Source organism: Ralstonia sp. TCR112, from assembly GCF_007997035.1.
Lineage (GTDB): Bacteria > Pseudomonadota > Gammaproteobacteria > Burkholderiales > Burkholderiaceae > Ralstonia > Ralstonia edaphi.
On the sequence record NZ_VOSS01000046.1, the window covers coordinates 16,263 to 40,514 of the forward strand.

19 protein-coding genes and 1 pseudogene are annotated in these 24,252 nt (G+C 64.3%); 11 read left to right on the forward strand and 9 right to left on the reverse strand.

Annotated elements, in window-relative coordinates; genetic code table 11:
• The first annotated feature begins 118 nt into the window (after positions 1-118).
• From dapB to FUT88_RS13950, 7 genes and pseudogenes are all read left to right on the forward strand, one after another.
• A complete protein-coding gene (gene dapB / locus FUT88_RS13920) occupies positions 119-910 on the forward strand; it encodes a 4-hydroxy-tetrahydrodipicolinate reductase (RefSeq protein WP_147215945.1) in 792 nt (263 codons plus the stop codon).
• 175 nt (positions 911-1,085) lie between these two features.
• Positions 1,086-3,719, forward strand: a complete 2,634-nt coding sequence (gene leuS, locus FUT88_RS13925; protein WP_147215946.1) for a leucine--tRNA ligase — start codon at positions 1,086-1,088, stop codon at positions 3,717-3,719.
• Positions 3,720-3,749: 30 nt separating this feature from the next.
• Positions 3,750-4,274, forward strand: a complete 525-nt coding sequence (lptE, locus tag FUT88_RS13930) for an LPS assembly lipoprotein LptE (protein ID WP_147215948.1) — start codon at positions 3,750-3,752, stop codon at positions 4,272-4,274.
• Between the two features lie 25 nt (positions 4,275-4,299).
• Positions 4,300-5,376, forward strand: a complete 1,077-nt coding sequence (gene holA, locus FUT88_RS13935) for a DNA polymerase III subunit delta (protein WP_147215950.1) — start codon at positions 4,300-4,302, stop codon at positions 5,374-5,376.
• Positions 5,377-5,450: 74 nt separating this feature from the next.
• The gene (locus FUT88_RS13940) at positions 5,451-6,731 is read left to right on the forward strand and encodes a glutamate-5-semialdehyde dehydrogenase (RefSeq protein ID WP_147215984.1); all 1,281 of its coding nucleotides are present in this window, start codon (positions 5,451-5,453) and stop codon (positions 6,729-6,731) included.
• An 85-nt stretch (positions 6,732-6,816) separates the two neighbouring features.
• Positions 6,817-7,239, forward strand: a complete 423-nt coding sequence (locus FUT88_RS13945; protein ID WP_027680553.1) for a CopD family protein — start codon at positions 6,817-6,819, stop codon at positions 7,237-7,239.
• A 17-nt stretch (positions 7,240-7,256) separates the two neighbouring features.
• Positions 7,257-8,665, forward strand: a pseudogene (locus tag FUT88_RS13950) (class I SAM-dependent RNA methyltransferase).
• 33 nt (positions 8,666-8,698) lie between these two features.
• Here FUT88_RS13950 and FUT88_RS13955 read toward each other — a convergent pair.
• From FUT88_RS13955 to FUT88_RS13995, 9 genes are all read right to left on the reverse strand, one after another.
• Positions 8,699-9,706 (reverse strand): response regulator, encoded by a 1,008-nt coding sequence (locus tag FUT88_RS13955; RefSeq protein WP_147215952.1) that lies wholly within the window; start codon positions 9,704-9,706, stop codon positions 8,699-8,701.
• Between the two features lie 82 nt (positions 9,707-9,788).
• Positions 9,789-10,895, reverse strand: a complete 1,107-nt coding sequence (phcR, locus tag FUT88_RS13960) for a two-component system hybrid sensor histidine kinase/response regulator PhcR (protein WP_147215954.1) — start codon at positions 10,893-10,895, stop codon at positions 9,789-9,791.
• 7 nt (positions 10,896-10,902) lie between these two features.
• Entirely contained in the window at positions 10,903-12,231 is a 1,329-nt protein-coding gene (locus tag FUT88_RS13965) for a sensor histidine kinase (RefSeq protein WP_147215956.1), read from the reverse strand.
• Positions 12,232-12,251: 20 nt separating this feature from the next.
• Positions 12,252-13,664: a class I SAM-dependent methyltransferase PhcB gene (gene phcB / locus FUT88_RS13970; protein ID WP_147215958.1), complete on the reverse strand. Its 1,413-nt coding sequence runs from the start codon at positions 13,662-13,664 to the stop codon at positions 12,252-12,254.
• Positions 13,665-14,326: 662 nt separating this feature from the next.
• Positions 14,327-15,364: a two-component system response regulator gene (locus FUT88_RS13975; protein WP_147215960.1), complete on the reverse strand. Its 1,038-nt coding sequence runs from the start codon at positions 15,362-15,364 to the stop codon at positions 14,327-14,329.
• Between the two features lie 174 nt (positions 15,365-15,538).
• Positions 15,539-16,999, reverse strand: coding sequence for an NAD(P)(+) transhydrogenase (Re/Si-specific) subunit beta (locus FUT88_RS13980; protein ID WP_147215962.1), 1,461 nt, complete (start codon positions 16,997-16,999; stop codon positions 15,539-15,541).
• Complete coding sequence (locus FUT88_RS13985) at positions 16,996-17,325, reverse strand: NAD(P) transhydrogenase subunit alpha (RefSeq protein WP_147215963.1); 330 nt, start codon at positions 17,323-17,325, stop codon at positions 16,996-16,998. Before FUT88_RS13985 ends, FUT88_RS13980 begins: the two co-directional genes overlap by 4 nt.
• 70 nt (positions 17,326-17,395) lie before the next feature.
• Positions 17,396-17,758 (reverse strand): aspartate 1-decarboxylase, encoded by a 363-nt coding sequence (panD, locus tag FUT88_RS13990; RefSeq protein WP_009241493.1) that lies wholly within the window; start codon positions 17,756-17,758, stop codon positions 17,396-17,398.
• An 81-nt stretch (positions 17,759-17,839) separates the two neighbouring features.
• Complete coding sequence (locus tag FUT88_RS13995) at positions 17,840-18,979, reverse strand: Re/Si-specific NAD(P)(+) transhydrogenase subunit alpha (protein ID WP_147215965.1); 1,140 nt, start codon at positions 18,977-18,979, stop codon at positions 17,840-17,842.
• A 234-nt stretch (positions 18,980-19,213) separates the two neighbouring features.
• Between FUT88_RS13995 and FUT88_RS14000 the strand changes: the two genes are divergently transcribed.
• The 4 genes from FUT88_RS14000 (at position 19,214) to mnmA (ending at position 24,161) form a co-directional block, all read left to right on the forward strand.
• Positions 19,214-21,340: a TonB-dependent siderophore receptor gene (locus tag FUT88_RS14000; protein ID WP_147215967.1), complete on the forward strand. Its 2,127-nt coding sequence runs from the start codon at positions 19,214-19,216 to the stop codon at positions 21,338-21,340.
• 2 nt (positions 21,341-21,342) lie between these two features.
• Complete coding sequence (locus FUT88_RS14005) at positions 21,343-22,485, forward strand: DUF1624 domain-containing protein (protein WP_147215969.1); 1,143 nt, start codon at positions 21,343-21,345, stop codon at positions 22,483-22,485.
• A 72-nt stretch (positions 22,486-22,557) separates the two neighbouring features.
• The gene (locus tag FUT88_RS14010; RefSeq protein WP_147215971.1) at positions 22,558-23,052 is read left to right on the forward strand and encodes an NUDIX hydrolase; all 495 of its coding nucleotides are present in this window, start codon (positions 22,558-22,560) and stop codon (positions 23,050-23,052) included.
• The gene (gene mnmA, locus FUT88_RS14015; RefSeq protein WP_147215973.1) at positions 23,049-24,161 is read left to right on the forward strand and encodes a tRNA 2-thiouridine(34) synthase MnmA; all 1,113 of its coding nucleotides are present in this window, start codon (positions 23,049-23,051) and stop codon (positions 24,159-24,161) included. The genes FUT88_RS14010 and mnmA overlap by 4 nt, the downstream gene beginning before the upstream one ends.
• The last annotated feature ends 91 nt before the right edge of the window (positions 24,162-24,252 follow it).

Sequence of the window (24,252 nt, forward strand, 5' to 3'; positions counted from 1 at the left end):
GTGAAGCGCGCATAGCCAGCGCGCCGGCATCACGACTTCGAGCGAGCGGCGGACGGGTTCCGCCGCTTGTGCGTTTTACAGACCGTTTTCTCTTTTGCAGCTTTTCGCTCTCACCGACATGAAAATTGCGATTGCAGGCGCCTCGGGCCGCATGGGCCAGATGCTGATCGATACCGTACTGCGCACGCCGGGCGTGACGCTGGGCGCCGCGCTGGACCGCGCGGGCAGCGATGCCGTGGGACAGGACGCCGGCGCCAAGCTTGGCAAAACCACCGGTGTCATCGTGACCGACGACGTGCGGGCGGGGCTCTCGAACGCGGACGTACTGATCGATTTCACGCGTCCTGATGCGACGCTCAATCACCTCAATATTGCGCGTGAGGTCGGGACCGCCGTGGTGATCGGTACGACCGGTTTCACGGCCGAGCAGAAAGCCAGCTTCAAGACTTACGGCGAATCGATCGGCGTGGTCTGGGCTCCGAACATGAGCGTGGGCGTGAACGCGACGTTCAAGCTGATCGAAGTCGCCGCCAAGATCCTGGCGCAGGGCTACGACGTCGAGATCATCGAGGCGCATCACAAGCACAAGATCGATGCCCCGTCGGGCACCGCGCTCAAGATGGGCGAGATCGTGGCGGAGGCGCAGGGCACCAAGCTGGCCGATCGCGCGGTCTATACGCGCGAAGGCGAGACCGGCCCCCGCGAGCTTGGCACCATCGGTTTTGCCACTGTGCGCGGCGGCGACATCGTGGGCGACCACACCGTGCTGTTTGCTGGCGACGGCGAGCGCATCGAAATCACGCATCGCTCCAACACCCGCCAGTCGTATGCCGAAGGTGCCGTGCGCGCTGCGATGTACGTGGCCGGGAAGAAAGGCTTGTACGACATGAACGACGTGCTCGGCCTGTAATCAGGCTGACGGCAGAGGGCGCTGGCAGGCCTGTCCGGCGCCTTTTTTCACCGCTCGCGATCGCCCGGATGGGGCGGATGGCGACGGTATAATCGGGCCTTTTCCGTTATTCAATCCGGCTGCGCGCGTTGGCGGCGCGGCTGCAATCGCCGGGGCATCCGGGCGACCCATCACCATGCAAGACAAATATTCCCCGTCCGACGTCGAACAGCAAGCGCAGCAACACTGGCAGGCACTGGATGCCTACCGCGTGACCGAACACGCGCGCGCTGCTGACGGCTCGGACAAGCCCAAGTTCTACGCCTGCTCGATGCTGCCGTATCCGTCGGGCAAGCTGCACATGGGCCACGTGCGCAACTACACGATCAACGACGTGATGACGCGTCAGCTGCGCATGAAGGGATACAACGTGCTGATGCCGATGGGCTGGGACGCCTTCGGCATGCCGGCGGAAAACGCGGCGCTCAACAACGGCGTGGCACCCGCTGCATGGACCTACGACAACATCGCTTACATGAAGAAGCAGATGCAGTCGATGGGCCTGGCGATCGACTGGTCGCGCGAAGTGGCGACCTGCAGCCCCGACTACTACCGCTGGAACCAGTGGCTGTTCCTGAAGATGCTCGAAAAGGGCATCGCCTACCGCAAGACCGGCACCGTGAACTGGGACCCGGTCGACCAGACCGTGCTCGCCAACGAGCAGGTGATCGACGGGCGCGGCTGGCGCTCGGGCGCGGTGGTGGAAAAGCGCGAGATCCCGATGTACTACCTGGGCATCACCAAGTATGCGCAGGAACTGCTCTCCGACCTGGACCCGCTGGGCTGGCCCGAGCGCGTCAAGCTGATGCAGCAGAACTGGATCGGCAAGAGCGAGGGTGTGCGCTTTGCATTCCCGCACAACATTGCCGCTGACGACGGCAAGCTGATCAACGACGGCAAGCTGTACGTCTTCACCACGCGTGCCGACACGATCATGGGCGTGACGTTCTGCGCCGTGGCCGCGGAGCATCCGATTGCCGCGCATGCCGCGCAGGGCAACCCGGCGCTCGCCGCGTTCATCGAAGAGTGCAAGCACGGCAGCGTCATGGAAGCCGACATGGCGACCATGGAAAAGAAGGGCATGCCGACTGGCCTGACGGTCACGCACCCGCTTACCGGCGAATCCGTGCCGGTGTGGGTCGGCAACTACGTGCTGATGACCTACGGCGACGGCGCCGTGATGGGCGTGCCCGCGCACGACGAGCGCGATTTTGCCTTCGCGAACAAGTACCACCTGCCCATCAAGCAGGTGATCGACGTGAAGGGTCAGCGGTACGACACGACCGCCTGGGCCGACTGGTACGGCGACAAGGAACACGGCGTGCTGTTCCACAGCGGCAAGTACGATGGCCTGAACTATCAGCAGGCCGTCGACGCCGTGGCTGCCGATCTGGCCGCACAAGGCCTGGGCGAGAAGAAGACCACCTGGCGCCTGCGCGACTGGGGCATTTCGCGCCAGCGCTACTGGGGCACGCCGATCCCGCTGATCCACTGCGAGAGCTGTGGCGTCGTGCCCGTGCCCGAGCAGGACCTGCCGGTGCGCCTGCCCGAAGATCTCGTTCCGGATGGCACGGGCAACCCGCTCGCCAAGGATCCCCGCTTCCTGAATTGCACGTGCCCGTCGTGCGGCAAGCCCGCGCGCCGCGAGACCGACACGATGGATACCTTCATCGATTCGTGCTGGTACTACATGCGCTATACGTGCCCGGACGGCGAGACCATGGTCGATGCCCGCAACGATTACTGGATGCCGATGGACCAGTACATCGGCGGCATCGAGCACGCGATCCTGCACCTGCTGTATGCGCGCTTCTGGACCAAGGTCATGCGTGACCTGGGCCTCGTCAAATTCGATGAGCCGTTCACCAACCTGCTCACGCAGGGCATGGTGCTTAACGAGACGTACTACCGGGAAGATGCCGCAGGCAAGAAGCAGTGGATCAACCCCGCCGACGTCGACGTGCAGACCGACGAACGTGGCCGCCCCGTGGGTGCCACGCTCAAGGCCGACGGCCAGCCGGTGGTGATCGGCGGCGTCGAAAAGATGTCGAAGTCGAAGAACAACGGCATCGACCCGCAAGCGCTGATCGATCAATACGGTGCCGACACGGCGCGCCTGTTCACGATGTTTGCTGCGCCGCCCGAGCAACAGCTCGAGTGGAACGACGCCGGTGTGGAGGGCGCCTCGCGTTTCCTGCGCCGTCTGTGGAATTTTGGCGTGGCCCATGCCGACGCCATTCGCGCCGGTCACGGCAATGGCGTTGTGGCGGGTGCAACGGATGCCGATCGCGCGCTGCGCCGCGAGCTGTACACCGTGCTCAAGCAAGCGAATTACGACTACGAGCGCCTGCAGTACAACACCGTCGTCTCGGCGACGATGAAGATGCTCAACGCGCTGGAAGGCGCCAAGGACGCCGGTGCCGACGCACGTCGCGAAGGCTTGGGGCTGCTGCTGCGCGTGCTGTACCCGGTCGTGCCGCACATCACGCACGTGCTCTGGACGGAACTGGGCTACGCCGGTGCATATGGCGATCTGCTCGACGCCCCGTGGCCGCAGGTCGACGAAGGCGCGCTGGTGCAGAGCGAGATCGAACTTGTGCTGCAGGTCAACGGCAAGGTGCGCGGCAGCATCGTCGTGCCGGCCGACGCCGATCGCGCCGCCATCGAAGCGATTGCCGCCAAGGATGAAGCGGTCCAGAAATTTGCTGAAGGCAAGCCGCCCAAGAAGATCATCGTGGTGCCGGGCCGTCTGGTGAACGTGGTGGCCTGATCGGCCATCCCACTCAAGGAACGCATGGTTATGTCGTTGTCCCGAGGTTTGTCCCGCCGCCGCTTTGGTCGCTCTGTCATTGCCCTGGGGATTGCGCTGCCGGCGCTGTCCGCCTGCGGCTTCCACATGCGGGGCAATACCGACTTCGCGTTCAAGCGGCTGTACATCAACTTGCCGCAGAACTCGCAGATGCGCGCGCAGTTGCGCCGGCTGATCGACAACGGCTCCGACACCGTCATCGTGTCGGATAAGAAAGACGCCGATGCGCTGCTCGACGTGCTGGCTGAAGACCGTGTGAAAACCATCTCGTCGCTCACGCCGCAGGGTGTGGTGCGCGAGTACCGCATCACGTATCGCTTCCGCTTCCAGCTGCGCGATGCGCACGACAACCTGCTGATCCCGCCGTCGGAAATCACGCAGTTCCGCGATCTCTCGTACAACGAGACGCAGGTGCTCGCCAAGGACTACGAAGAAGCGGCGCTCTACCGAGACATGCAGGGCGATACGATCAACCAGCTCGTGCGGCGCCTGGGCGCCGTGAAGCTGCCGTCGTAAGCGGCGGATCAGGGCAAGGTTTGCCATGCAATTGCGGCTCGACGCGCTCGAAGGTCATCTGAAGCAGGCTTCTGCCAAGGGGCTCGCGCCGCTGTACGTGGTGCATGGCGACGAGCACCTGCTCGCACTTGAGGCGGTCGATGCGCTGCGGCAGGCCGCGCGCGCGCAGGGCTTTACCGAGCGCGACGTGATGAGCGTCGAGCGTGGCTTCTCGTGGTCGCGCGTGACCGAGGCCCAGCAGTCGATGTCGCTGTTCGGAGATCGCAAGATCGTCGAGCTGCGTATTCCGTCGGGCAAGCCCGGCAAGGATGGCGGCGAAGCACTGCGCGCATTGGCTGCGGGCACGCCGTCCGGGCCGGCCACCGACACCGTCACGCTGATCACGCTGCCGCGTCTGGATTTTGCGACTGCCAAGTCGGCGTGGTTCGCGGCGCTCGAAGGCGCGGGTGTGTCGATCAAGGTCGATTCGGTGGACCGCACCAAGCTGCCCGGCTGGATTGGCGAGCGTCTCGCGCGTCAGCAGCAGCGTGTGGAGCCCGGTGAGCCTGGCCGCCGCGCGCTGCAGTTCATTGCCGACCGTGTGGAGGGCAATCTGCTCGCCGCGCATCAGGAAATCCAGAAACTCGGCTTGCTGCATCCGCCCGGTGTGCTGACGTTCGACGATGTGCACGATGCGGTCCTCAACGTGGCGCGCTACGACGTGTTCAAGCTATCCGAAGCCATGCTGGCGGGCGATGTGCCGCGTCTGGTGCGCATGCTCGAAGGCCTGCGCGGCGAGGGCGAAGCTACGGTCCTGGTCCTCTGGACGTTGACGGAAGAAATTCGCGTATTATCAAAAATCGCTTCGGGCGCGGCCCAAGGCAAGCCGGTGGCGTCCATGCTGCGAGAACTCCGGGTGTGGGGGCCACGCGAGCGGCTGGTGCCGCAGGCGGCGCAGCGGCTGTCACAGCGCGAGCTGGAGGGTGCGCTCTCCATGGCCGCCAAGCTGGATCGGCAGGTCAAGGGCTTGCGCGAGCCGTCGCTGCCGGCCGAGCCATGGGATGGCCTGCTGCAACTGGCGATGCGCATCGCGCGGCCGGGCAGTCTTCCGGTGCCGGCCTGATCCACACCATCGGCCGCAAGTCTCCGAATTGTCCTCACACTGAATTTGCCGGCAGCTCGCCGGTCGCGATCATCATGAAGCAGCTCGACGTGAACGAATACATGGCCCTGGTCGGCCGTCAGGCGCGCACCGCCTCGCGTGGCATGGCCCGGGCCGGCACCGCGCAGAAGAACCGCGCGTTGTTGCACATTGCCGCCGCCGTCCGTCGCGATGCCGCCAAGCTCAAAGAGGTCAATGCCCGCGACGTCGAACGTGCTCGCGCCAACGGCCAGGACGCCGCCTTCATCGACCGCCTTACGCTGACTGATCGTGCCATCGAGACCATGGCCGCCGGCCTGGAGCAGATCGCCGCGCTGCCCGACCCGATCGGCGAGATCAGCAACATGAAGTTCCGCCCGACCGGCATCCAGGTCGGCCAGATGCGCGTGCCGCTTGGCGTGATCGGCATCATCTATGAGTCGCGGCCGAACGTGACGGTGGATGCCGCGGCGCTGTGCATCAAGTCTGGCAACGCGACCATTCTGCGCGGCGGCTCCGAAGCGATCGAATCGAACGGCGCGCTGGCGGCGCTCATCGAGGAAGGGCTGGCCGATGCTGGCCTGCCTGCCAACGCCGTGCAGGTGGTGGCCACCACGGATCGCGCGGCGGTCGGCAAGCTCATCACCATGACGGAGTACGTCGATGTGATCGTCCCCCGCGGCGGCAAGAGCCTGATCGCGCGACTGATCGAAGAAGCGCGGGTGCCGATGATCAAGCATCTGGACGGCATCTGTCACGTCTACATCGACGTCGACGCCGACATCGAGAAGGCCGTGCGCGTGTGCGACAACGCCAAGACGCAGCGCTACGCACCGTGCAATACGATGGAAACGCTGCTCGTGTCGCGCGATGTGGCTGCGCGCGCGCTGCCGCCGCTGGCAAAGATCTACCAGGACAAGAGCGTGGAACTGCGCGTGTGCCCGGCCACGCGCGCCACGCTGGAAGCCGCCGGGTTCGGCAATCTGAAAGACGCCGTCGAGGCCGACTGGCACACCGAATATCTCGCGCCGATCCTGTCGATCCGCACCGTCGACGGCCTGGACGATGCCATCGAGCACATCAACACCTACGGCTCGGCGCACACCGATTCCATCATCACCGAGAACTACTCGACCGGCATGCGCTTCCTGCGCGAGGTCGATTCGGCCAGCGTGATGATCAACGCGTCCACGCGCTTTGCCGATGGGTTCGAGTACGGCCTGGGCGCCGAGATCGGCATCTCCAACGACAAGCTGCACGCGCGTGGGCCGGTGGGGCTGGAGGGGCTGACCTCGCTGAAATACGTCGTGTTCGGGCACGGCGAGATTCGCACCTGATATCGCTTGCTGCACATTGAGCGCCGCCATGAGCGGCGCGCTGTTTTTACCGATCGCGCTTCACACCATTCACGGGACGCTTCGCATGCTCTGGGTCAAAGCCTTTCACATCGTCTTCATTGCGTCGTGGTTTGCCGGGCTGTTCTATCTACCGCGCATCTTCGTCAACTTGGCAATGGAAACCGAGCGCGCGGCTATCACGCGCCTGCTGATCATGGCCCGCAAGCTGTTCCGCTTCACGACCATGCTGGCGATTGTCGCGATCCTGCTGGGGTTGTGGCTGTTCCTGGGATATCGCATCGGGCTGTATCCGCCCAATGGCTGGATGCACGCGAAGCTCGCGCTGGTGCTCGTGACGATCGGTTATCACCATGGCTGCGGCGTGCTGCTGCGCAAGTTCGAGGCCGGCGCCAACAAGCGCTCCCACAAGTTCTACCGCTGGTTCAATGAGCTGCCGGTGCTGTTGTTGCTGGCGATTACGATCCTGGTGGTCGTGAAGCCGTTCTGATTTTTTCTGGTTTTCCGATGGCAACTGCTTACTTCGCGCCATGCCCCCGAGGGCTGGAACAGGCGCTGGCCGATGAACTGGCCGAAATCGCCATCCGCCCCGAGGTGGACGAGCTGGCCGCGTTCGAGGTGGGCCGCACCGTACCGGGTGGCGTGCACTTCTTCGGCACGCAGGGCGCGGCGTATGCCGTCAACCTGCATAGCCGCATTGCCAGCCGTGTGCTGATGCGCCTGGCTTCGCGCGGGTATCGCTCGGAAGACGACATCTACGCGCTGGCCGCGGCGCAGCGTTGGGAAGACTACTTCACGCCCGACGAGATGATCCGCGTGGACGTGACCGCGCACAAATCGCCGTTGCAGAGCCTGAAGTTTGTCGGCCTGCGTGTGAAGGACGGGGTGTGTGACCGCTTCCGCCAACGCATGGGCGCGCGGCCCAGCGTTGATACCGTCTCGCCCGACGTGCGCATCTACGCGTACCTGACCGAGACCGATTGCACAATCTATCTCGACACCACCGGCGAGCCGCTCTTCAAGCGCGGCTGGCGTCAGGAAAAGGGCGAGGCGCCGCTGAAGGAAAACCTCGCCGCCGGCATTCTGCGCCTGACAGGCTGGACGGGCGCACATGGCATGCCGTTCTACGATCCGATGTGCGGCAGCGGCACGTTCCTCGTTGAAGCTGCACAACGCGCGCTCGGCATTGCGCCGGGCGGTCAACGCGCCTTCGCCTGCGAATGGTTGCAGGACCACGATGCCAAATGCTTCAAGCGTCTGCGCGAAGCCGCTGCCGACGCGGCCGCCGCATCCATGCGCCGGGCACCGCCGCTGGTGGCGGCGCCGACATTTCCACCGACATGCTCGCTTATGCCGCCGCCAATTGGCAGCGTGCCGGTCTGCCCGGCGAGCCGGTGCTCAAGCAGGTCGATGCGCGCTTCGGCAAGCCGCCGTTCGAGGCCGCCGGCGTGTTGTTGATGAACCCGCCTTACGGCGAGCGTATCGCCGTGCGCGGTGCACATGGTTCTCGCCGCCGCCGGCCGGAAGGCGAAGGCGACGAGGATGGCACCGTGTTTGAGCGCGCCAGCCGCGCCATGGGTGCCCCGCGCGACGATGGCCGCCGTCCGATGCGCGAACTGCGTCAGCCGGAGCCGCCGCCCCCGATCGACCCCGAGGAAGAGGCCGCCGCCAACGAATTTGCGCAGGCCTTTGCCGGCACGCTCAAGCGTGAATTCGCCGGCTGGAAGGCGTTCGTCTTCACGGGCGATCTCTCGATGCCGCGTCGGATGCGGCTGAAGGAGTCGCAGCGCACGCCGCTGTACAACGGCAACATCGAATGCCGTCTGTTCCGCTTCGACATGGTGAAGGGCGGCATGCGCGATCGCCCGGAGCGGCCTGTTAAAGGCGATGCCTCAAACGACAACGCCGACGCATAAGCATCGGCGTTGTGTGCCAACGGCGGGCCCGGTTCAGGCGGCCTGCAGATCCTGGAAATGCTCCATCCACGCCGTGAGTTGTTCCGGCGTGAGCTGCGTCTGGTTGTCGAGCAGGCGCAGCTTGACGGTCGCGCCGTCGCGCTCGGCCGTGAGCGACCAGCCTTTTCCGTCGAGCCACAGCAGGAACGCCAGCCATTTGGCATGCGCGTCCGACACCTTGTGCGTGGACGCGGCTTCCAGGAATTCCGTCAGCGTGGTGAGATCCACCACCGCCGCAGCATCGCTGCCCGACGGCGAGACCTTGCCGTGCAGGACCTCGGCCAGCACCTCCAACGCCTGGGCTGCCGGCTTGCTGTCAAAGCGTGACGACAAGTCGAGATAGGCCTGGCGCACAGCGTGGCTGAACTCGCCGGTGCGCAGGCTTTCTTCGCCGACCAGCTCGGTGTAGTCCTTCATCGCCCAGTCCGGCTGCGCAAGCGATTGCAGCCCCACCGCGGCAGCGGCTCGCAGGTAATCGTTGACGGCGCTGAACGACGACAGGCCCGACACCGCGAGGTACAGCGTCTGCAGCGCGCCGATGCGGTGCGTGAGCGTCTGGCTTTGGCGCACGGTCATCTTCTCGCGCAGCAGCGCGTCACGCTCACGGCGCAAGTCAGAGAATTCCAACGCCTGCTTCAGTTCCACGCGCAGCGCCGTGATGTCCCACGGCTTCTTGATGTAGCGGTGAATCTGCCCCTGGTTGACGGCCTCCACCGTATCTTCGATTTCGGAGTAGGCGGTCGTCAGGATGCGCACCAGGTGCGGATAGCGCTCGCGTGCATAGCGCAGCAATTCGTTGCCGAGTTCACCGGGCATGCGCTGGTCCGACACGAGCACGCCGAGCGTGGCGGCGTGCTGGTCGAGCATGCGCTTGCCTTCTTCGACGGAGGTGGCGGTGACGACCGGCGCCAGTGAACCGATGGCACGGCCGAAGTAAGTCAGCGCCAATGTCTCGTCGTCCACGTACAGGATCTTGGGCTCGTTGCCCCCGGGATTGGTCATCCGTCACTCCTCATAGCAAATGCAGCCAATACGGCGAACGCGCGGATCACGTGCGGCGTGGTTCGTAGTGTTGATGGTCTTGTCATGGGAACGTCAGAGTCACGCGCGTGCCTGCGCTGGGTGCAGAATCAATCGCAATCGCTCCCCCGAACGATTGCATGATCCGCGTACAAAAAATCATGCCCATGCCGTTGCCGCCTTCTTCGGCGCGCGTGGTCACGGGGTCGATGGTCAGCCGCGCAAGAACGTCCGGCGCGATGCCTGGGCCGTTGTCTTCGATGCGGATCATGTGCTGGGCGTTGCCCGCATCCGGAGCGCGGCTGGCGATGATTTCGAGCTTCGGCGCATCGGTCTGCCGCAGTGCCTGCAACGCATTGCTCGTGAGCGACGAGAGCACCAGCATCACGCAGTTGGGCAGCGTCTGGATCGGAAAATCGTCTTCCACGCGGTACGACACCCATTCGCGCTGCGCGTTCGTGAATGGGTACGTGTCGAACAATGCGCGGATCAAGCCACCCGCACTGTTGGGCGTGGCTGCCGTGCCGGGCTTGCCGTAGGTATTGCGCACGGAATTCAGGAACGTGGCGATGACCGAGAGGCAGTAGCGCGCGTTGTCCTGCACGCGGTCGGCGGCGCGGCCAATTTCTGGAAGGGCGCCGGGCGTGGGCTCCGTCTGATCCACGCGCATGCGGATGCCGCGCGCAAAGTTCGAGATGGCGGCCAGCGGCGTGTTCAGCTCATGCGCAAGAAAAGCCAGCGTTTCGTCGATTGCCATGAGGCGCTGGGTACGCAAGAGGCGATCCTGGCGCAGGGCCAGCGCCTCCTGCAGCGAGCGACGCACGTCTTCGGGCTGATAGGGCTTCTCCAGGATCTTGAACACGCGTCCGGTGTTCACGGCCTGAATCAGCAGGTCCTTGTCGGCATATGCGGTGACGAGGATGGTGGCAATGTCGCCGTATTCCGCGTCGATGAAGCGCAGCAGTTCGGTGCCGTCGCCGCCCGGCATGCGGAAGTCGGTCAACACCACGCTGATGCGCTCGTGGGAATCGCGCAGCACGGCCTTGGCCTCTTCGACGCTGTTGGCTGTCAGCACCTCATAGCCGGCGCCGATCGTGCGTGCAAACCATTTGCAGGCCTGCGCTTCGTCGTCGACGTAGAGGATGGTGACGGTGTCCGGCGTGGTGTCCATGATGCGTCTACTCCGAGCGCGGCAGATCAAACGTGAAGCGCGCCCATTCGCCTTCCTTGCTCGTCACCGCCAGGGTGCCGCCGTGGCGCTGGATCACGCTGTAGCTGATCGACAGCCCCAGTCCCAGGCCCTTGCCGACATCGCGCGTGGTGAAGAACGGCTCGAACACGCGCGACAGGTTCTTCTCCGAGATGCCGGGGCCGTTGTCGGTCACCACCACATGCAGGCGGTTGTCGATCCACTCGCCGGTAATTTCGATGCGTGGGTTCTCGCGCTGCACCTTTTGCATGGCAAGCGCGGCGTTCGACAGCAGGTTGATCAGCACGCCGATGATGGCCGCCTCGTCGCCGCGCACCAGCGTATCCGGCGGCAGCTTGCGTTCGAGCGCCACGCCGCGCAACTCGTGGCTCGTCAGCCGGACGGCCGAGTCGATGGCCTTCTCCACCAGGAATGGCGCATCGGCCTCGCCCTTCTCGGGGCTGCGGTAGGCGAAGGTCTTCAGGTCTGACACGATGTGCTGCACGCGCTGCATGCCTTCCTTGGCATCGGCCAGGCATTCGAGCAGCATCGGGCTGCCCTTGGCGATCGGGTCTTCCTGCGCCACGGCGATGGCCATCAGGCAGAAGTTGACCGGGTTGTTGATCTCATGCAGCAGTCCGGCAGACAGTGTGCCGATAGCGGCCATCTTTTCCTGCTGCAGAAGCTGGCCCTTGATATCGGTGAGATTCTGGTTGGTCTGCGCCAGCTGCTCGTTCTTCTGGGCCACCTCTTCCTTGAGCCGGAAGAGCTGGAAGCGTCCACGCTCGTTGAAGTACGTGTACAGCGTGCTCGTCGCAATCGAGAACAGGATGAACAGCGAATGCACGATGAAGATTTCGCGCGACTGGATCCCGCCCGGGTGCAGCGTGCATGCGATCACCCAGAAGATGTATGTGCAGGTGCCGAACAGCACGGCCTGCAGAAAGCCGATCGGCATCACCATGCCCACCGCGTAGATCGCAAGGTTCAGCCCAGAGTAATACGGTGAACTGGCGCCCTCGGTGTCGTAGATCATCCACGAGATCATGATCTGCGGGCAGATCAGCCAGAAGAACGTGAGGCTCTGCACGTGTTCTTCGCCCCAGCGCGTGTACAGCACCAGCAGGGCGCCGAACATGATGAGCGACGTGATGACGCGCAGCGACGCGAACAGCCAGAGCTTGTCCACATACATGCCGTAGTCCAGCCCGACACCGGCCAGCACCAGCACGATGCCGGTAATGGCCGCCATGCGGCTGAAGACGAGCCGGAACTGCTTGAGCTCGGCCTGGTATCCGCGATGTGTAATGGGCTCCATGCGTGTTCCTGGGCTGCGGATTAAGCGGCGGGTGTGGCGGGCCCGGCCACGCTGGCCTGGGCGAATACGTTGACGCCGGTCACGTCGGTATAGACGCGCACGTCGTGCGAGCCCTCAGGCAGCAGCTCGGCCATCAGGGGTTCATCGCGATAGACGAGGTACCACTCGAGCACGTGTTCCATCACGAAGCGCATCGGGTTGTTGCCGTGCACGTTGGTCGCAAGAATGGCGCCGCCTTGGCGCGTACGCGCAGCAAAGTAGGAGAGCAGGCGCTGGCAGACCTTGTTGGACAGATAGTCGAACAGGCCGGCGCAGTACACGGCATCGCAATCGCCGGCTTGCGGGCTGTCGGCCGTGATGCGCCGCTTGAGCAGTTGATGCACCGATTCATGCACGAAATCGACGGTAACGGTCTTGCGCGCGCGGTCCATGGCACGGCGCATCTGCTCGCGGGTGTAGTTGAGCGTCTCTTCGCTGAAGTCCACCAGCTCAAACGACAGCAGCGACGGTTCGGGATGCTGCTGAATGAAGCGCTGGATTTCCACCGCCGGCCCGCAGCCCACGTTCAGCACCTTGAAGGTCCGGCCTGCCGCCTTCGCCTGTGCAGCCAGGTCGCTCAGATACTGCACAAGAATGTCGATGCGGTTACGGTGCGCCTCGGCCACGTCGGTGCGCAGGAAGGCGGCGTTGACGATCTGGAAGTACGTGTTTGGCCCTTCGCGCGGGTCGGAGAGGATCTGGTTGACCATCTCATAATCGCCTGCGTAGCCGAGCGGCTTGGTGTACGTGCGATAGATGAACGGCGCGCGCAACAGCAGCGGATGCAGCGCCGCTTGCGCGAACGTGCGATGCGCGGGTGCAAGCTCCGCCTCGACCTTGCCGGCTTCCGATTCCAGGCCGTCCATGTAGCCCTTGAGCTTGAGCATGATCGGCTCGGCCAGCTCCTGGAAGACATCCATGCGCAGCTTGTTGTCTTCGCGCGGCAATGTCTTCGACAGATCCACCTGTTCCACCCAGCGCGACACTTCGGCCAGGAACGCACGCATCTCGTTGACGACGATCTGATAGTCGCGATGGATGCGGAAACGCTCCTGCCATTCCTGCACGAACGTTCGCGCTTCTTCGCCCACCGAAGCAGGCGTGTCGGCCACTTCCGACAGCTCGCGCCATTCGTCGATCAGCGTGAGCGAGACGACGGCGGTCAGGCCCGTGTTCACCAGGCTGATCACCACCGCCTTGCCGAGATAGGCCTGCCGGGTCCCCATCTTGATGGCGAGCTCGGACAGCACCTCGCTCACCTGCACGATCGAATAGGGGTTGTAGATCTCCATCACCAGGGCACGCCGCTGCAGCGTGATGATGGTGCCGCGGACCTGCTGACCCTGTGAGTTGCGGAAGCTGACCGCGGGATCGATTTGGTTGGGTGAGTACACGGTGCGAATTTGCCGGAGACTTCAGGGAAAACGTCTGCCAAGCGGGACGCTCACTCCAACAACCGCGTACTCGGAGTCGCACTGCGAATCCGGGCACCGCGAACACGGCGCGCCCCGCCGACACTGCCGGGCATGCCGCCGCATCAGTCGTGAAAGCGTGCTTGAAGCCGTCCGCTGGCCGTGCGCAATACGCGCCAGCCCGGGCGTCTCTCGCCCAAACCCGCTCCGAAAAGATCGGGGAAGATGACCGACTGCAGCCGGCGCCTTCAGTATCCCTACTGCGGCACCCTTACCTGTACTGCTCGCCGATCAACAGCGTGGCAACGGGAATCGTGCAACCGTGAACCATGACCAGATTGGAACGATGCACTCCCCTGACATCCGCAACGCGCGCTGCTTGAACGCGCGGCCCGCTGCTGCATCCCAAATCGTCTCTCAAGGAGAATCCCGCACAGTAATGAACTCCAGGCGCCGTATCGAATGTTGCGTGCCGGCACCCGCGTTCGCCATGATGCCGCAGCTATGCCACGCACGCATCAGGGCGATTCAGCCGGGCCACGCTCTGACGTCGTGGCTGCCGGATGACGCAATCGATTGTACTTGCCCAATGTGACCCACACAATGCGGAAACCCGCAGTGCAGAGCAAAGCGGAAACACCACCTCAGCGTGATTTGCGGCCGGTGAGCGCGTCCGGATCCTGCTTGTAGTTGGTGAGAAACTGGGTATAGCTGTAGACCTGCGCCGGCAGCAGGTGGCTCGGCATGTCGAACAGTGCGTAGTAGTACGGCTCGCGGCCCTGGCATACCTCGGCGGGCAGGCAATATTGTTCCCACTCCACACAGGCCGGGGTGTACATGCCGTCGCCAGGCCAGAAGAACGGGACGATCTGCTTGTCGTGCAGCCCCTTGAGCAGCGCGTCGGGCGCGTTGTAGGCCTCGGCGTTTTCCAGGTGCGTGAGCATGCTCGCGTTGGTCTCGATGACCATGAGCGTCGCCCGACCATCAGCGGTGAGCAGCAGCACGCCGGCGGGGTGCGGATACAGGTAGTACTCGATGAAGCGGTAGCGCGCGGACAGCTCACGCACGAGCCGTGTGATCGCCGGGTCCGACAGAAAACTGAAGGAGTGGCGCGACAGCAGATCGCGCAGTGTGCTCGACAGGTTGCTGAAGTAGCGCACCTGCAGCGCTTCGATTTCCGAGCTGAGCCGCTCGGCCATCGCCGGATTGTCTTTCTTGATGTAACGGTCGATCAGGCCGTCGTTGAAACCCTGCACGGCGATGTTCTCGTCGGCCATGCCGGTGAGCAGGATCGTCATGCACGGCAGGTCTTTCAGCTTGGCGCAGAATTCCAGCCCGTTCATGCGCGGCATCGAGTAATCCACCACGATGACGGAGGGCTGCAGGAAGCGGTTGACCTCGTGGATCTGGCGGTAGACGCGGTCGACGTCGAGCTGGATCGTGCGGCGCTCGGTCGAGAACGTCAGATCGTCGTGGGTGACGCGCACCGGCAGAAAGCCCGGCATGCGCAGCGAATGCCACTGGCGCAGCCACGCCAGCGCCTCTTCCGGGTCATTGAAGGCCAACAGCGCACGCGATGGGTCCATCTGGAACCCGAGGCTTTCCACGAACGATTGGCTGTCGTCGACCACCACCGTCAGGGTCGGGTGGAAATAGACCGGCAGAGCGCTGTCCTGTTGCATACGTCGGGAAGAGTCGGAAGAGGGCTGGGTGCAGCGCACGGCCGGTGTGGCCAGCGCTGCCCGTTTCCACTACGTTACTGTCTGCCGCCGCCGGGAGCAAGCGGAACCCGTCTGACCTGACGGACCGTTGACGGCCATCAGTGGGGCCGTCAGTGGGGCCGCCAGTGCGCCGCTTTACTCGACGGATTTCACCATGTCCTCGACGACCTTCTTGGCGTCGCCAAACACCATCATCGTCTTGTCCATATAGAACAGCTCGTTGTCCAGCCCGGCATAGCCGGCGTTCATCGAGCGTTTGTTCACGATGATGGTCTTGGCCTTGTAGGCCTCCAGGATCGGCATGCCGGCAATGGGCGACTTCGGATCGTTCTTGGCCGCCGGGTTGACCACGTCGTTGGCGCCCAGCACCAGCACCACGTCGGCCTGGCCGAACTCGCCGTTGATGTCTTCCATTTCGAAGACCTGGTCGTAAGGCACTTCCGCTTCGGCCAGCAGCACGTTCATGTGGCCCGGCATGCGGCCGGCGACGGGGTGGATCGCGTATTTGACGGTCACGCCCTTGTCCGACAGCTTTTCGGTCAGCTCCTTCAGGGCGTGCTGTGCGCGCGCCACCGCCAGACCGTAGCCGGGGACGATGATGACCGTCTCGGCGTTGCCCATGAGGAACGCCGCATCATCGGGCGAACCCGATTTGACCGGGCGCTGCTGCCCGCCGCCACCCGCTGCCGCTCCAGCGGACGCTTCGGAACCAAAGCCGCCCAGGATCACGTTGAAGAATGACCGGTTCATCGCCTTGCACATGATGTACGAGAGGATGGCGCCGGACGAGCCCACCAGCGAGCCGGCGATGATTAGCATCGGGTTGTTGAGCGAAAAGCCGATGCCGGCCGCCGCCCAGCCCGAGTACGAGTTCAGCATCGACACCACCACAGGCATGTCGGCGCCGCCGATCGGGATGATGATCAGCACGCCCAGCACAAACGCGATGGCCGTCATGATGATGAACGGCAGCCAGCTCTGGCTCAGGAAGAACAGGATGCCGAAGCCGAGCATGGCCACCGCCAGCAGCAGGTTCAGCATGTGCTGGCCGGCAAACTGCACCGGCGCGCCCTGGAACAGGCGGAACTTGTATTTGCCCGACAGCTTGCCGAAGGCGATGACCGAGCCCGAGAACGTGATCGCACCGACGAAGGTGCCGATGAACAGCTCCACGCGGTTGCCCAGCGGCAGCACGTTGTCGCCCGCCACGGTGATGCCGAAGGCCGACGGTTCGGCCACCGCAGCAACGGCAATACACACTGCAGCCAGACCGATCAGCGAGTGCATGGCGGCCACCAGCTCCGGCATCTTGGTCATCTCGACCGTGCGCGCCACATAGGCGCCGATACCGCCGCCGACCACCAGGCCCGCGAAGATCAGGATGAAACCCGTGGAGGCGCCGCTCTCGGTGCCCGCAAACATCTCGGCCTTGAGCTTGTAGATGAGCGCGACGGTCGTGACGGCGGCGATCGCCATGCCCGTCATGCCGAACGCGTTGCCGCGCCGCGCCGTGGTCGGATGCGAAAGCCCCTTGAGCGCCTGGATGAAGCAGACCGAAGCCAGCAGATACAGCAGGGTGACGAGGTTCATGCTCATTGCTTGGCTCCCTCGCTGTGACCGGCCTTGGCCTTCGGCTCTTTCTTCTTGAACATTTCCAGCATGCGCTGGGTGACCAGGAAGCCGCCAAACACATTCACCGCTGCCAATGCCACCGCCACCACACCCATGGTGCGGCCCAGGCCCGTTTGCGTGAGGCCGGCCGCCAGCATGGCGCCGACGATGATGATGGCCGAGATGGCGTTCGTCACGGCCATCAGCGGCGTATGCAGCGCCGGCGTGACCGTCCACACCACGTGGTAGCCGACGTAGATCGCCAGCACGAAGATGATCAGGTTGATCACCGTGTGATTGACCAGCTCCATGAGTGCTCCTCCTCGCTTCTTGGTCGATGTGCGAAGCGGCCAGACCGTTCAGGCCCGGCCGCCCGGCGCGTCAGGTTTCCTTGATGGCCTTGATCTTGTTGCCCTCGCCCAGCAGCACGACCTTGGGCTTGTAGCTGGCGACTTCTTCTTCGTTCATCGGGGCATAGGTGCAGATGATCAGCAGATCACCTACGTGCGCCCGGCGCGCTGCGGCACCGTTGAGCGAGATTTCGCCCGAGCCGCGCTTGCCCTTGATGATGTAGGTGGAGAAACGCTCGCCGTTGTTGACGTTGTACAGCTCGATCTTTTCGTATTCGCGCATGTCGGCGGCGTCGAGGAGGTCCTCGTCGATGCCGCACGAACCTTCGTAGTCCAGATCGGCCTGGGTGACCGTCGCGCGGTGCAGCTTGGCGCGAAGCATGTTGCGTTGCATGAAGCTTCCTTGAAACAGAAATGAAATCGCCACTGGCGACCGCGCCGGGCCGTGACGCCCGGCAGGCCGCCGTCTCCGTTCTTATTTGGCGGCGCTCGTGGCTGCGGGAGCGCGCACCACCTGGCCGGCCTGGCTGAGCAGGCAGGCGGCCACGATGTCGTCTTCGCGGTTGATGTTCAGGCCGCCATCCTTGTCGATGATCAGCTTGAGGAAATCGAGCACGTTACGGGCGTAGAGGGCAGAGGCGTCGGCCGCCACCATCGACGCGAGGTTGGTGTAGCCCACCAGCGTGACGCCGTGTTTGACGACCACGCGGTCGGCTTCGGTCAGTGGGCAGTTGCCGCCTTGCGCAGCCGCCAGATCGACGACGACCGAGCCGGGCTTCATGGCCTGCACGGTGGCTTCCGACAACAGCGTCGGCGCGCGGCGGCCCGGGATCAGCGCCGTCGTGATGACGATGTCGGCCTGGGTTGCGCGCGTGTGCACCAGTTCCGCCTGGCGGCGCATCCAGTCGGGCGGCATCGGGCGGGCATAGCCGCCGACGCCCTGGGCGATTTCGCGCTCTTCGTCCGTCAGGAACGGCACGTCCAGGAACTTGGCGCCCAGCGATTCGATCTGCTCTTTCACCGCCGGCCGCACGTCGGATGCCTCAATGACGGCACCCAGGCGCTTGGCCGTGGCGATGGCCTGCAGGCCGGCCACACCAGCGCCGAGGATCAGCACGCGCGCGGCTTTCACGGTGCCGGCTGCGGTCATCAGCATCGGCATGAAGCGCTGGTAATGGTTGGCAGCGACCATCACCGCCTTATACCCGGCGATGTTGGCCTGGGAGGAGAGCACGTCCATGCTCTGCGCGCGCGTGGTGCGCGGCGCCGCTTCCAGTGCGAACGCGGTGACGTTGGCGGCGGCGAGGCGGGCCGTGTTCTCGTCATCGAACGGATTGAGCATGCCGACCAGCACGGCGCCCGGCTGCATCTGCGCCAGTTCGGCCGCTTCCGGCGAGCGCACCTTCAGCACGATCTGCGCGCCCAGCGCCTCGGCCGCGGTGCCGATTTTGGCTCCGGCCGCGACATATGCGTCGTCTGGCTGGGCAGCGGCGACACCGGCACCCGATTGCACCGTCACCTGATGGCCAAGCGCCACGTACTTTTTCACCGTTTCCGGGGTCGCGGCAACGCGCGTCTCGTCCGCCCGCGTCTCCTGCGGGATGCCGATGTGCATCGTGTTCTCCTCGTCATGGTGCCCGCGCGTGCGGAATGGCGCGCTGGGTCGGTTTTTGTTGAACGATGTGGAGCTTACCCGAACTTTTTGGCAGGCGGACCGCTCCTGAAACGCTGCTCGAACATGAGCATTGGCTTAGCGACACGCGCCGGAATGTCGCGCGGGGCTCTCCTTTTATTGCAACTGAATTGCAATTACGTTAGCGTGGCTGTTTTCCATGTGCCAATTATTGCCATGCAGCGTAGACGACGGTCCATCCCCTCGCAAACCAGATGGAGCCTTCTTGGAGCGGTTTTGTGCAGCGCATCAAATATATGCAACGCCGAGCCGGCACCAACGTTTGCGCTGGATGAATCCATTGTCAGGGGCTCGGCGGGCGACGAACGTTTGCGTGTGCGGCGGGCGAGTTCCGCCACGCTGACCGACACGCCGCTCAAAGACGTGCCGCAGGCGGTGGGCGTCGTGACGCGCGGCGCGCTCGATGACTTTGGCGCAACACGTTTGGACACTGCGCTTGACTGGGTCAGCGGGATCAGTCGGCAGAACAATCTGGGCGGCATGGCCGACAACTTCGCCATTCGCGGCTTTGCGGGCGACCTCAACACGGGCGCGGATTACCTCGTCAATGGCTTTTCGGCCAATCGCGCCAACAGCGTGCCGGTGGACGCCATCAACATTGGGCGCATCGATGTGCTCAAGGGGCCATCGGCGGCGCTGTATGGGCGCAGCGACCCCGGTGGCATCGTGAACATCGTCACGCGTACGCCGCAGTTCAAACCGTCGCGCGAGGTGACGCTGGCGGTGGGCAACCCGGATCGATACCGGCTCGCGACAGAGATGACCGGCCCGCTGTCCGAGCGCCTTGCCTATCGACTGGGTGTGGCGGCGGAAAGCAACCAGAGCTTTCGCGATTTCTCGTCGACTCGGCGATACGTCGTCGCGCCGTCGCTCACGTGGTTGGCGACGGACGACACCGTGGTCACCTATGCGTTTGAAGCGGCGCAGCTGAACACGCCGTTCGACCGGGGCATCGTCGCCATTAACAAGCAGCTGGGCGCGTTGCCGCCTTCGCGCTTTCTCGGTGAGCCGGGCGACGGCGATACGACTGTGCGCACGCAAAGCCATCAGTTGACCGTCGAGCACCAATTGAACAGAGGTTGGAAACTCAATGGCGGGTTGCAGTATCGATCATCGCAATTGTTCGGCAAGTCGTCGGACGCCGCGAGCCTGCAGGCGGACGGCCGCACCCTGTGGCGCCAGGCCCGTGAACGCGACTACCACGCCAATGACCTCGCCGGCCGTGTCGACGTGCAGGGCGATGTGCATACCGGAGCGGTCAAACATACGCTCGTCGCGGGTGCGGATTTCTACAACTTCCGCTACGACCCGGTGCTGTATCGCGCCAACCCGAGCGCCGGCGCGCCGTATGCCATCGATATTTTCGACCCCGTCTATGGCCAGCCGCGGCCGAATGTGCGGCTGAGCATCAGCACGCGCGAGTCCCAGCGCGGTTATGGCGCCTTCGTGCAGGACCAGGTGATGCTGTCCCCGCAATGGAAGCTGCTGGCCGGCGTGCGCATGGACCGCTTCCTGCAGCACGCCGACAACCGCCTGACAGGCGCGCGCGTGGCGCAGCAGCAGACGGCCTATAGCCCGCGCATCGGCATCGTGTATCAGCCCGTGCAGACGCTGTCGCTGTATGCCAATACATCGCGGTCGTTCCGGCCCAACACGGGAGTGGGCGCGCAGGGCAACGCGTTCGCGCCGGAGCGGGGGCGCGGCCACGAAGTGGGCGCCAAGCTGGAAACCCCCGACGGCCGGCTCGGCGGCACGCTGGCGCTGTACTCGATCGACAAGACGAATGTACTGACGGGCGATCCGCGCGATCCGACATTTCAGCGCACGGCGGGTGCGGTGCGAAGCCGCGGTGTCGAGCTCGATGTGTCGGGGCAGGTGACGAAGAACGTCAAGATGCTGGCCACGTATGCCTATACCGATGCCCATGTCACCGCCGATACGGTGCTGCCCTCGGGCGCGCCGCTGTCAAACATTCCGCGTCATAGCGCCAGCGTGCTGGGCCTGTATGAGTTTGGCGCGGGCGCGTTGGGCAGGGCCGGCGCGGGTGGCGGCGTGGTCTACGTAGGTGAGCGCGCCGGCAACAGCGTCAACAACGGCTTCAAGCTTCCCGCCTACACCACCGTGCGCCTGCATGGCTATGTGCAGCCGACGCGCGCGCTGCGTCTCTCGCTCACGATCGACAACCTGTTCGACAAGCGCTATTACGCCAGTTCGTACAACGAGCTGTGGGTGGCCCCCGGTGCAGAGCGGCAAATCACGCTGGCCGCCAAATACAAATTCTGACGATGGCGCCCACTTCTTCGCGGCTTGCCGCAGTGGATGCGTTGCGCGGCCTGGTCATGATGCTGATGGTGGTCGACCATCTGCGGGAGTTCTTCTTCCTGCACGCGCAGGTGGCCGATCCTGTCAATCTGGCCGTTACGCCGACGGCACTGGCGCTCACGCGCTTCGCAAGCCACCCCTGCGCGCCGGTGTTCGTGTTTTTGGCGGGCATGTCGGCATGGATGTCCGGGCAAAAGCAGGGCGGGGATCGGCGCGGAGTGTCGGCACATCTCTTCAAGCGCGGGCTGTTTCTCGTGGCTCTGGAACTGATCGTCGTGAACTTTGCCTGGACGTTCACGGTTCCGCCCACAACGGTCTATCTGCAAGTCATCTGGGCGATCGGGTTATCGATGATCGCGCTGGCGGGGCTGATCTGGCTGCCGCGTGGCGGTCTGCTGGCGGTCTCGCTGATGATCGTGGCGGGGCATAACCTGCTCACGGATGCGCAGGTGGCGCCGGATTCATCGTGGCATGCACTGTGGGCGGTGCTGCATCAGCGTGACTGGATTGTGTTGGCCGATGGGCTGCGGCTGCGCACGTCGTATCCGGTGCTTGCGTGGATCGGCGTGATCGGTCTGGGTTATGCCTTTGCGCCGGCGTACGCGCGGCGTTCGCCCGGGGCCCGCCGTGCGTTGTGCTGGCGGCTCGGCGCTGCAAGCCTGACCGGTTTGGCGGTGCTGCGCATGCTCAATGGCTATGGCGAGCCGCAACCGTGGGTGCTCGATCCTGATGCGCTGACCACCGCCGTGTCGTTCGTCAATCTCACCAAATACCCGCCGTCGCTCGATTTTCTGCTGATGACGCTGGGCTTGGGGCTGTGCGCGCTGGCGTGGCTGGACCGCCTGCCCGCACGCGCAGCCGACATGCTCCAGACGCTGGGCGCCGCGCCGATGTTCTTCTATCTGCTGCATTTGTATGCGCTGCACGTCGCGTATCTGGCGGCGTTACAGGCGTTGGGCGCAAACCATGGCGAGCGCTTCGGCTTCAACGCGGTATGGCAACTGTGGGCGGCGTGGCCAGTCACGATCGCGTTGCTGTATTGGCCGACACGCTGGTTTGCAAGACAGCGCTCCACCGGGCGCCATCGGTGGATGCGCTATTTGTGAAGCGGTCGCGATCACAAGCGGATGTTGCCTTGCAGGGCTACAATAACGCCTTGTTTTTGTTGCCTTTTTGCCATGAACCAAGCCGTCCGCTGGAAACCCAGCGTTACCGTTGCCGCCGTCATTGAACAGGACGGGCGCTTTCTGCTGGTGGAGGAGCACACCGATGTCGGCTTGCGCCTGAACCAGCCCGCCGGCCATCTCGACCCGGACGAAAGCCTGGTCGACGCCGTCGCGCGCGAGGCGCTGGAAGAAACCGCGCACAGCTTTGTACCGACTGCCTTTCTCGGCTGCTACATGGCGCAGTTCCAGCCGCCGCAAGGGGATCCGGTCACCTATGTGCGGATGGCGTTTACCGGCGAGCTGGGGCCGCAAGACCCGCGCCGCACGCTGGACGACGGCATCGTTCGCACCGTGTGGATGACGGCCGATGAAATCCGCGCCAGCCAGGAGCGCCATCGCAGCCCGCTGCTGCTCGCCTGCGTGGAAGACTACCTGGCCGGCAAGCGCTATCCGCTCGACGTCATCCACACGCACGCCAGCGTGTACGGGCTGGGAGTGCAGCCATGAGCAAGAAGCGCATCGTCGTCGGGATGTCGGGCGGCGTGGATTCGTCCGTCACCGCGTGGCTGCTCAAACAGCAGGGCTACGACGTCGTCGGCCTGTTCATGAAGAACTGGGAAGACGATGACGACAGCGAATACTGCTCGACCCGGCAGGACTGGATCGACGTGGTCTCGGTGGCCGATCTGATCGGCGTCGACGTGGAAGCTGTCAACTTTGCCGCCGAGTACAAAGACCGCGTATTTGCGGATTTCCTGCGCGAATACTCCGCCGGCCGCACGCCCAATCCCGACGTGCTGTGCAACGCCGAGATCAAATTCAAGGCCTTCCTCGACCACGCGATGGCGCTCGGCGCCGACACGATCGCGACCGGGCACTACGCCCGCGTGCGCGAGGTCGATGGCCGATTCGAACTGCTTAAGGCCTTCGACCACACGAAAGACCAGAGCTACTTCCTGCACCGGCTGAACCAGGCGCAGCTCTCGCGCACGCTGTTCCCGCTCGGCGAGATGCCGAAGACGAAGGTGCGGGAAATCGCCGCCGAGATCGGTCTGCCCAACGCCAAGAAGAAGGATTCCACCGGCATCTGCTTTATCGGCGAGCGGCCGTTTCGCGATTTCCTGAACCGCTACCTCCCGACCAAGCCCGGCCCGATCAAGACGCCGGACGGCAAGACCATCGGCGAGCATATCGGTCTGGCGTTCTACACGCTGGGGCAACGCAAGGGCATCGGCATTGGCGGCAGCCGCGACGGTAACGGCGATGCCTGGTACGTGGCGCGCAAGGACATGACGGCCAACACGTTGTACGTGGTGCAGGGTCACGATCACCCATGGCTGCTGGCCCATACCGTGCACGCCGAGGATCTGAGCTGGGTTGCCGGCCAGGCACCCGCCGAAGGCACGCACCTTGGCGCCAAGACGCGTTATCGCCAGGCGGATGCGCCTTGCACGGTCGCACGCGCGGCCGACGGCGCGCTCACGCTGACTTTTCCGGAGGCGCAGTGGGCGGTTACGCCGGGTCAATCCGCTGTGCTGTACGACGGTGAGATCTGCCTGGGCGGCGGCATTATTTCTGCCGCTGAGCCCGCTATCGTCGAAAAGGCAGTCGCCTAAGCAGTTTTTGCAACACTGCGTTGTGTCCGCTGCGGCTGCTGCTGCACTCGTTTAAGCTTGCGCCCTGATTTGTCTTCAAACAGGGTTGGTC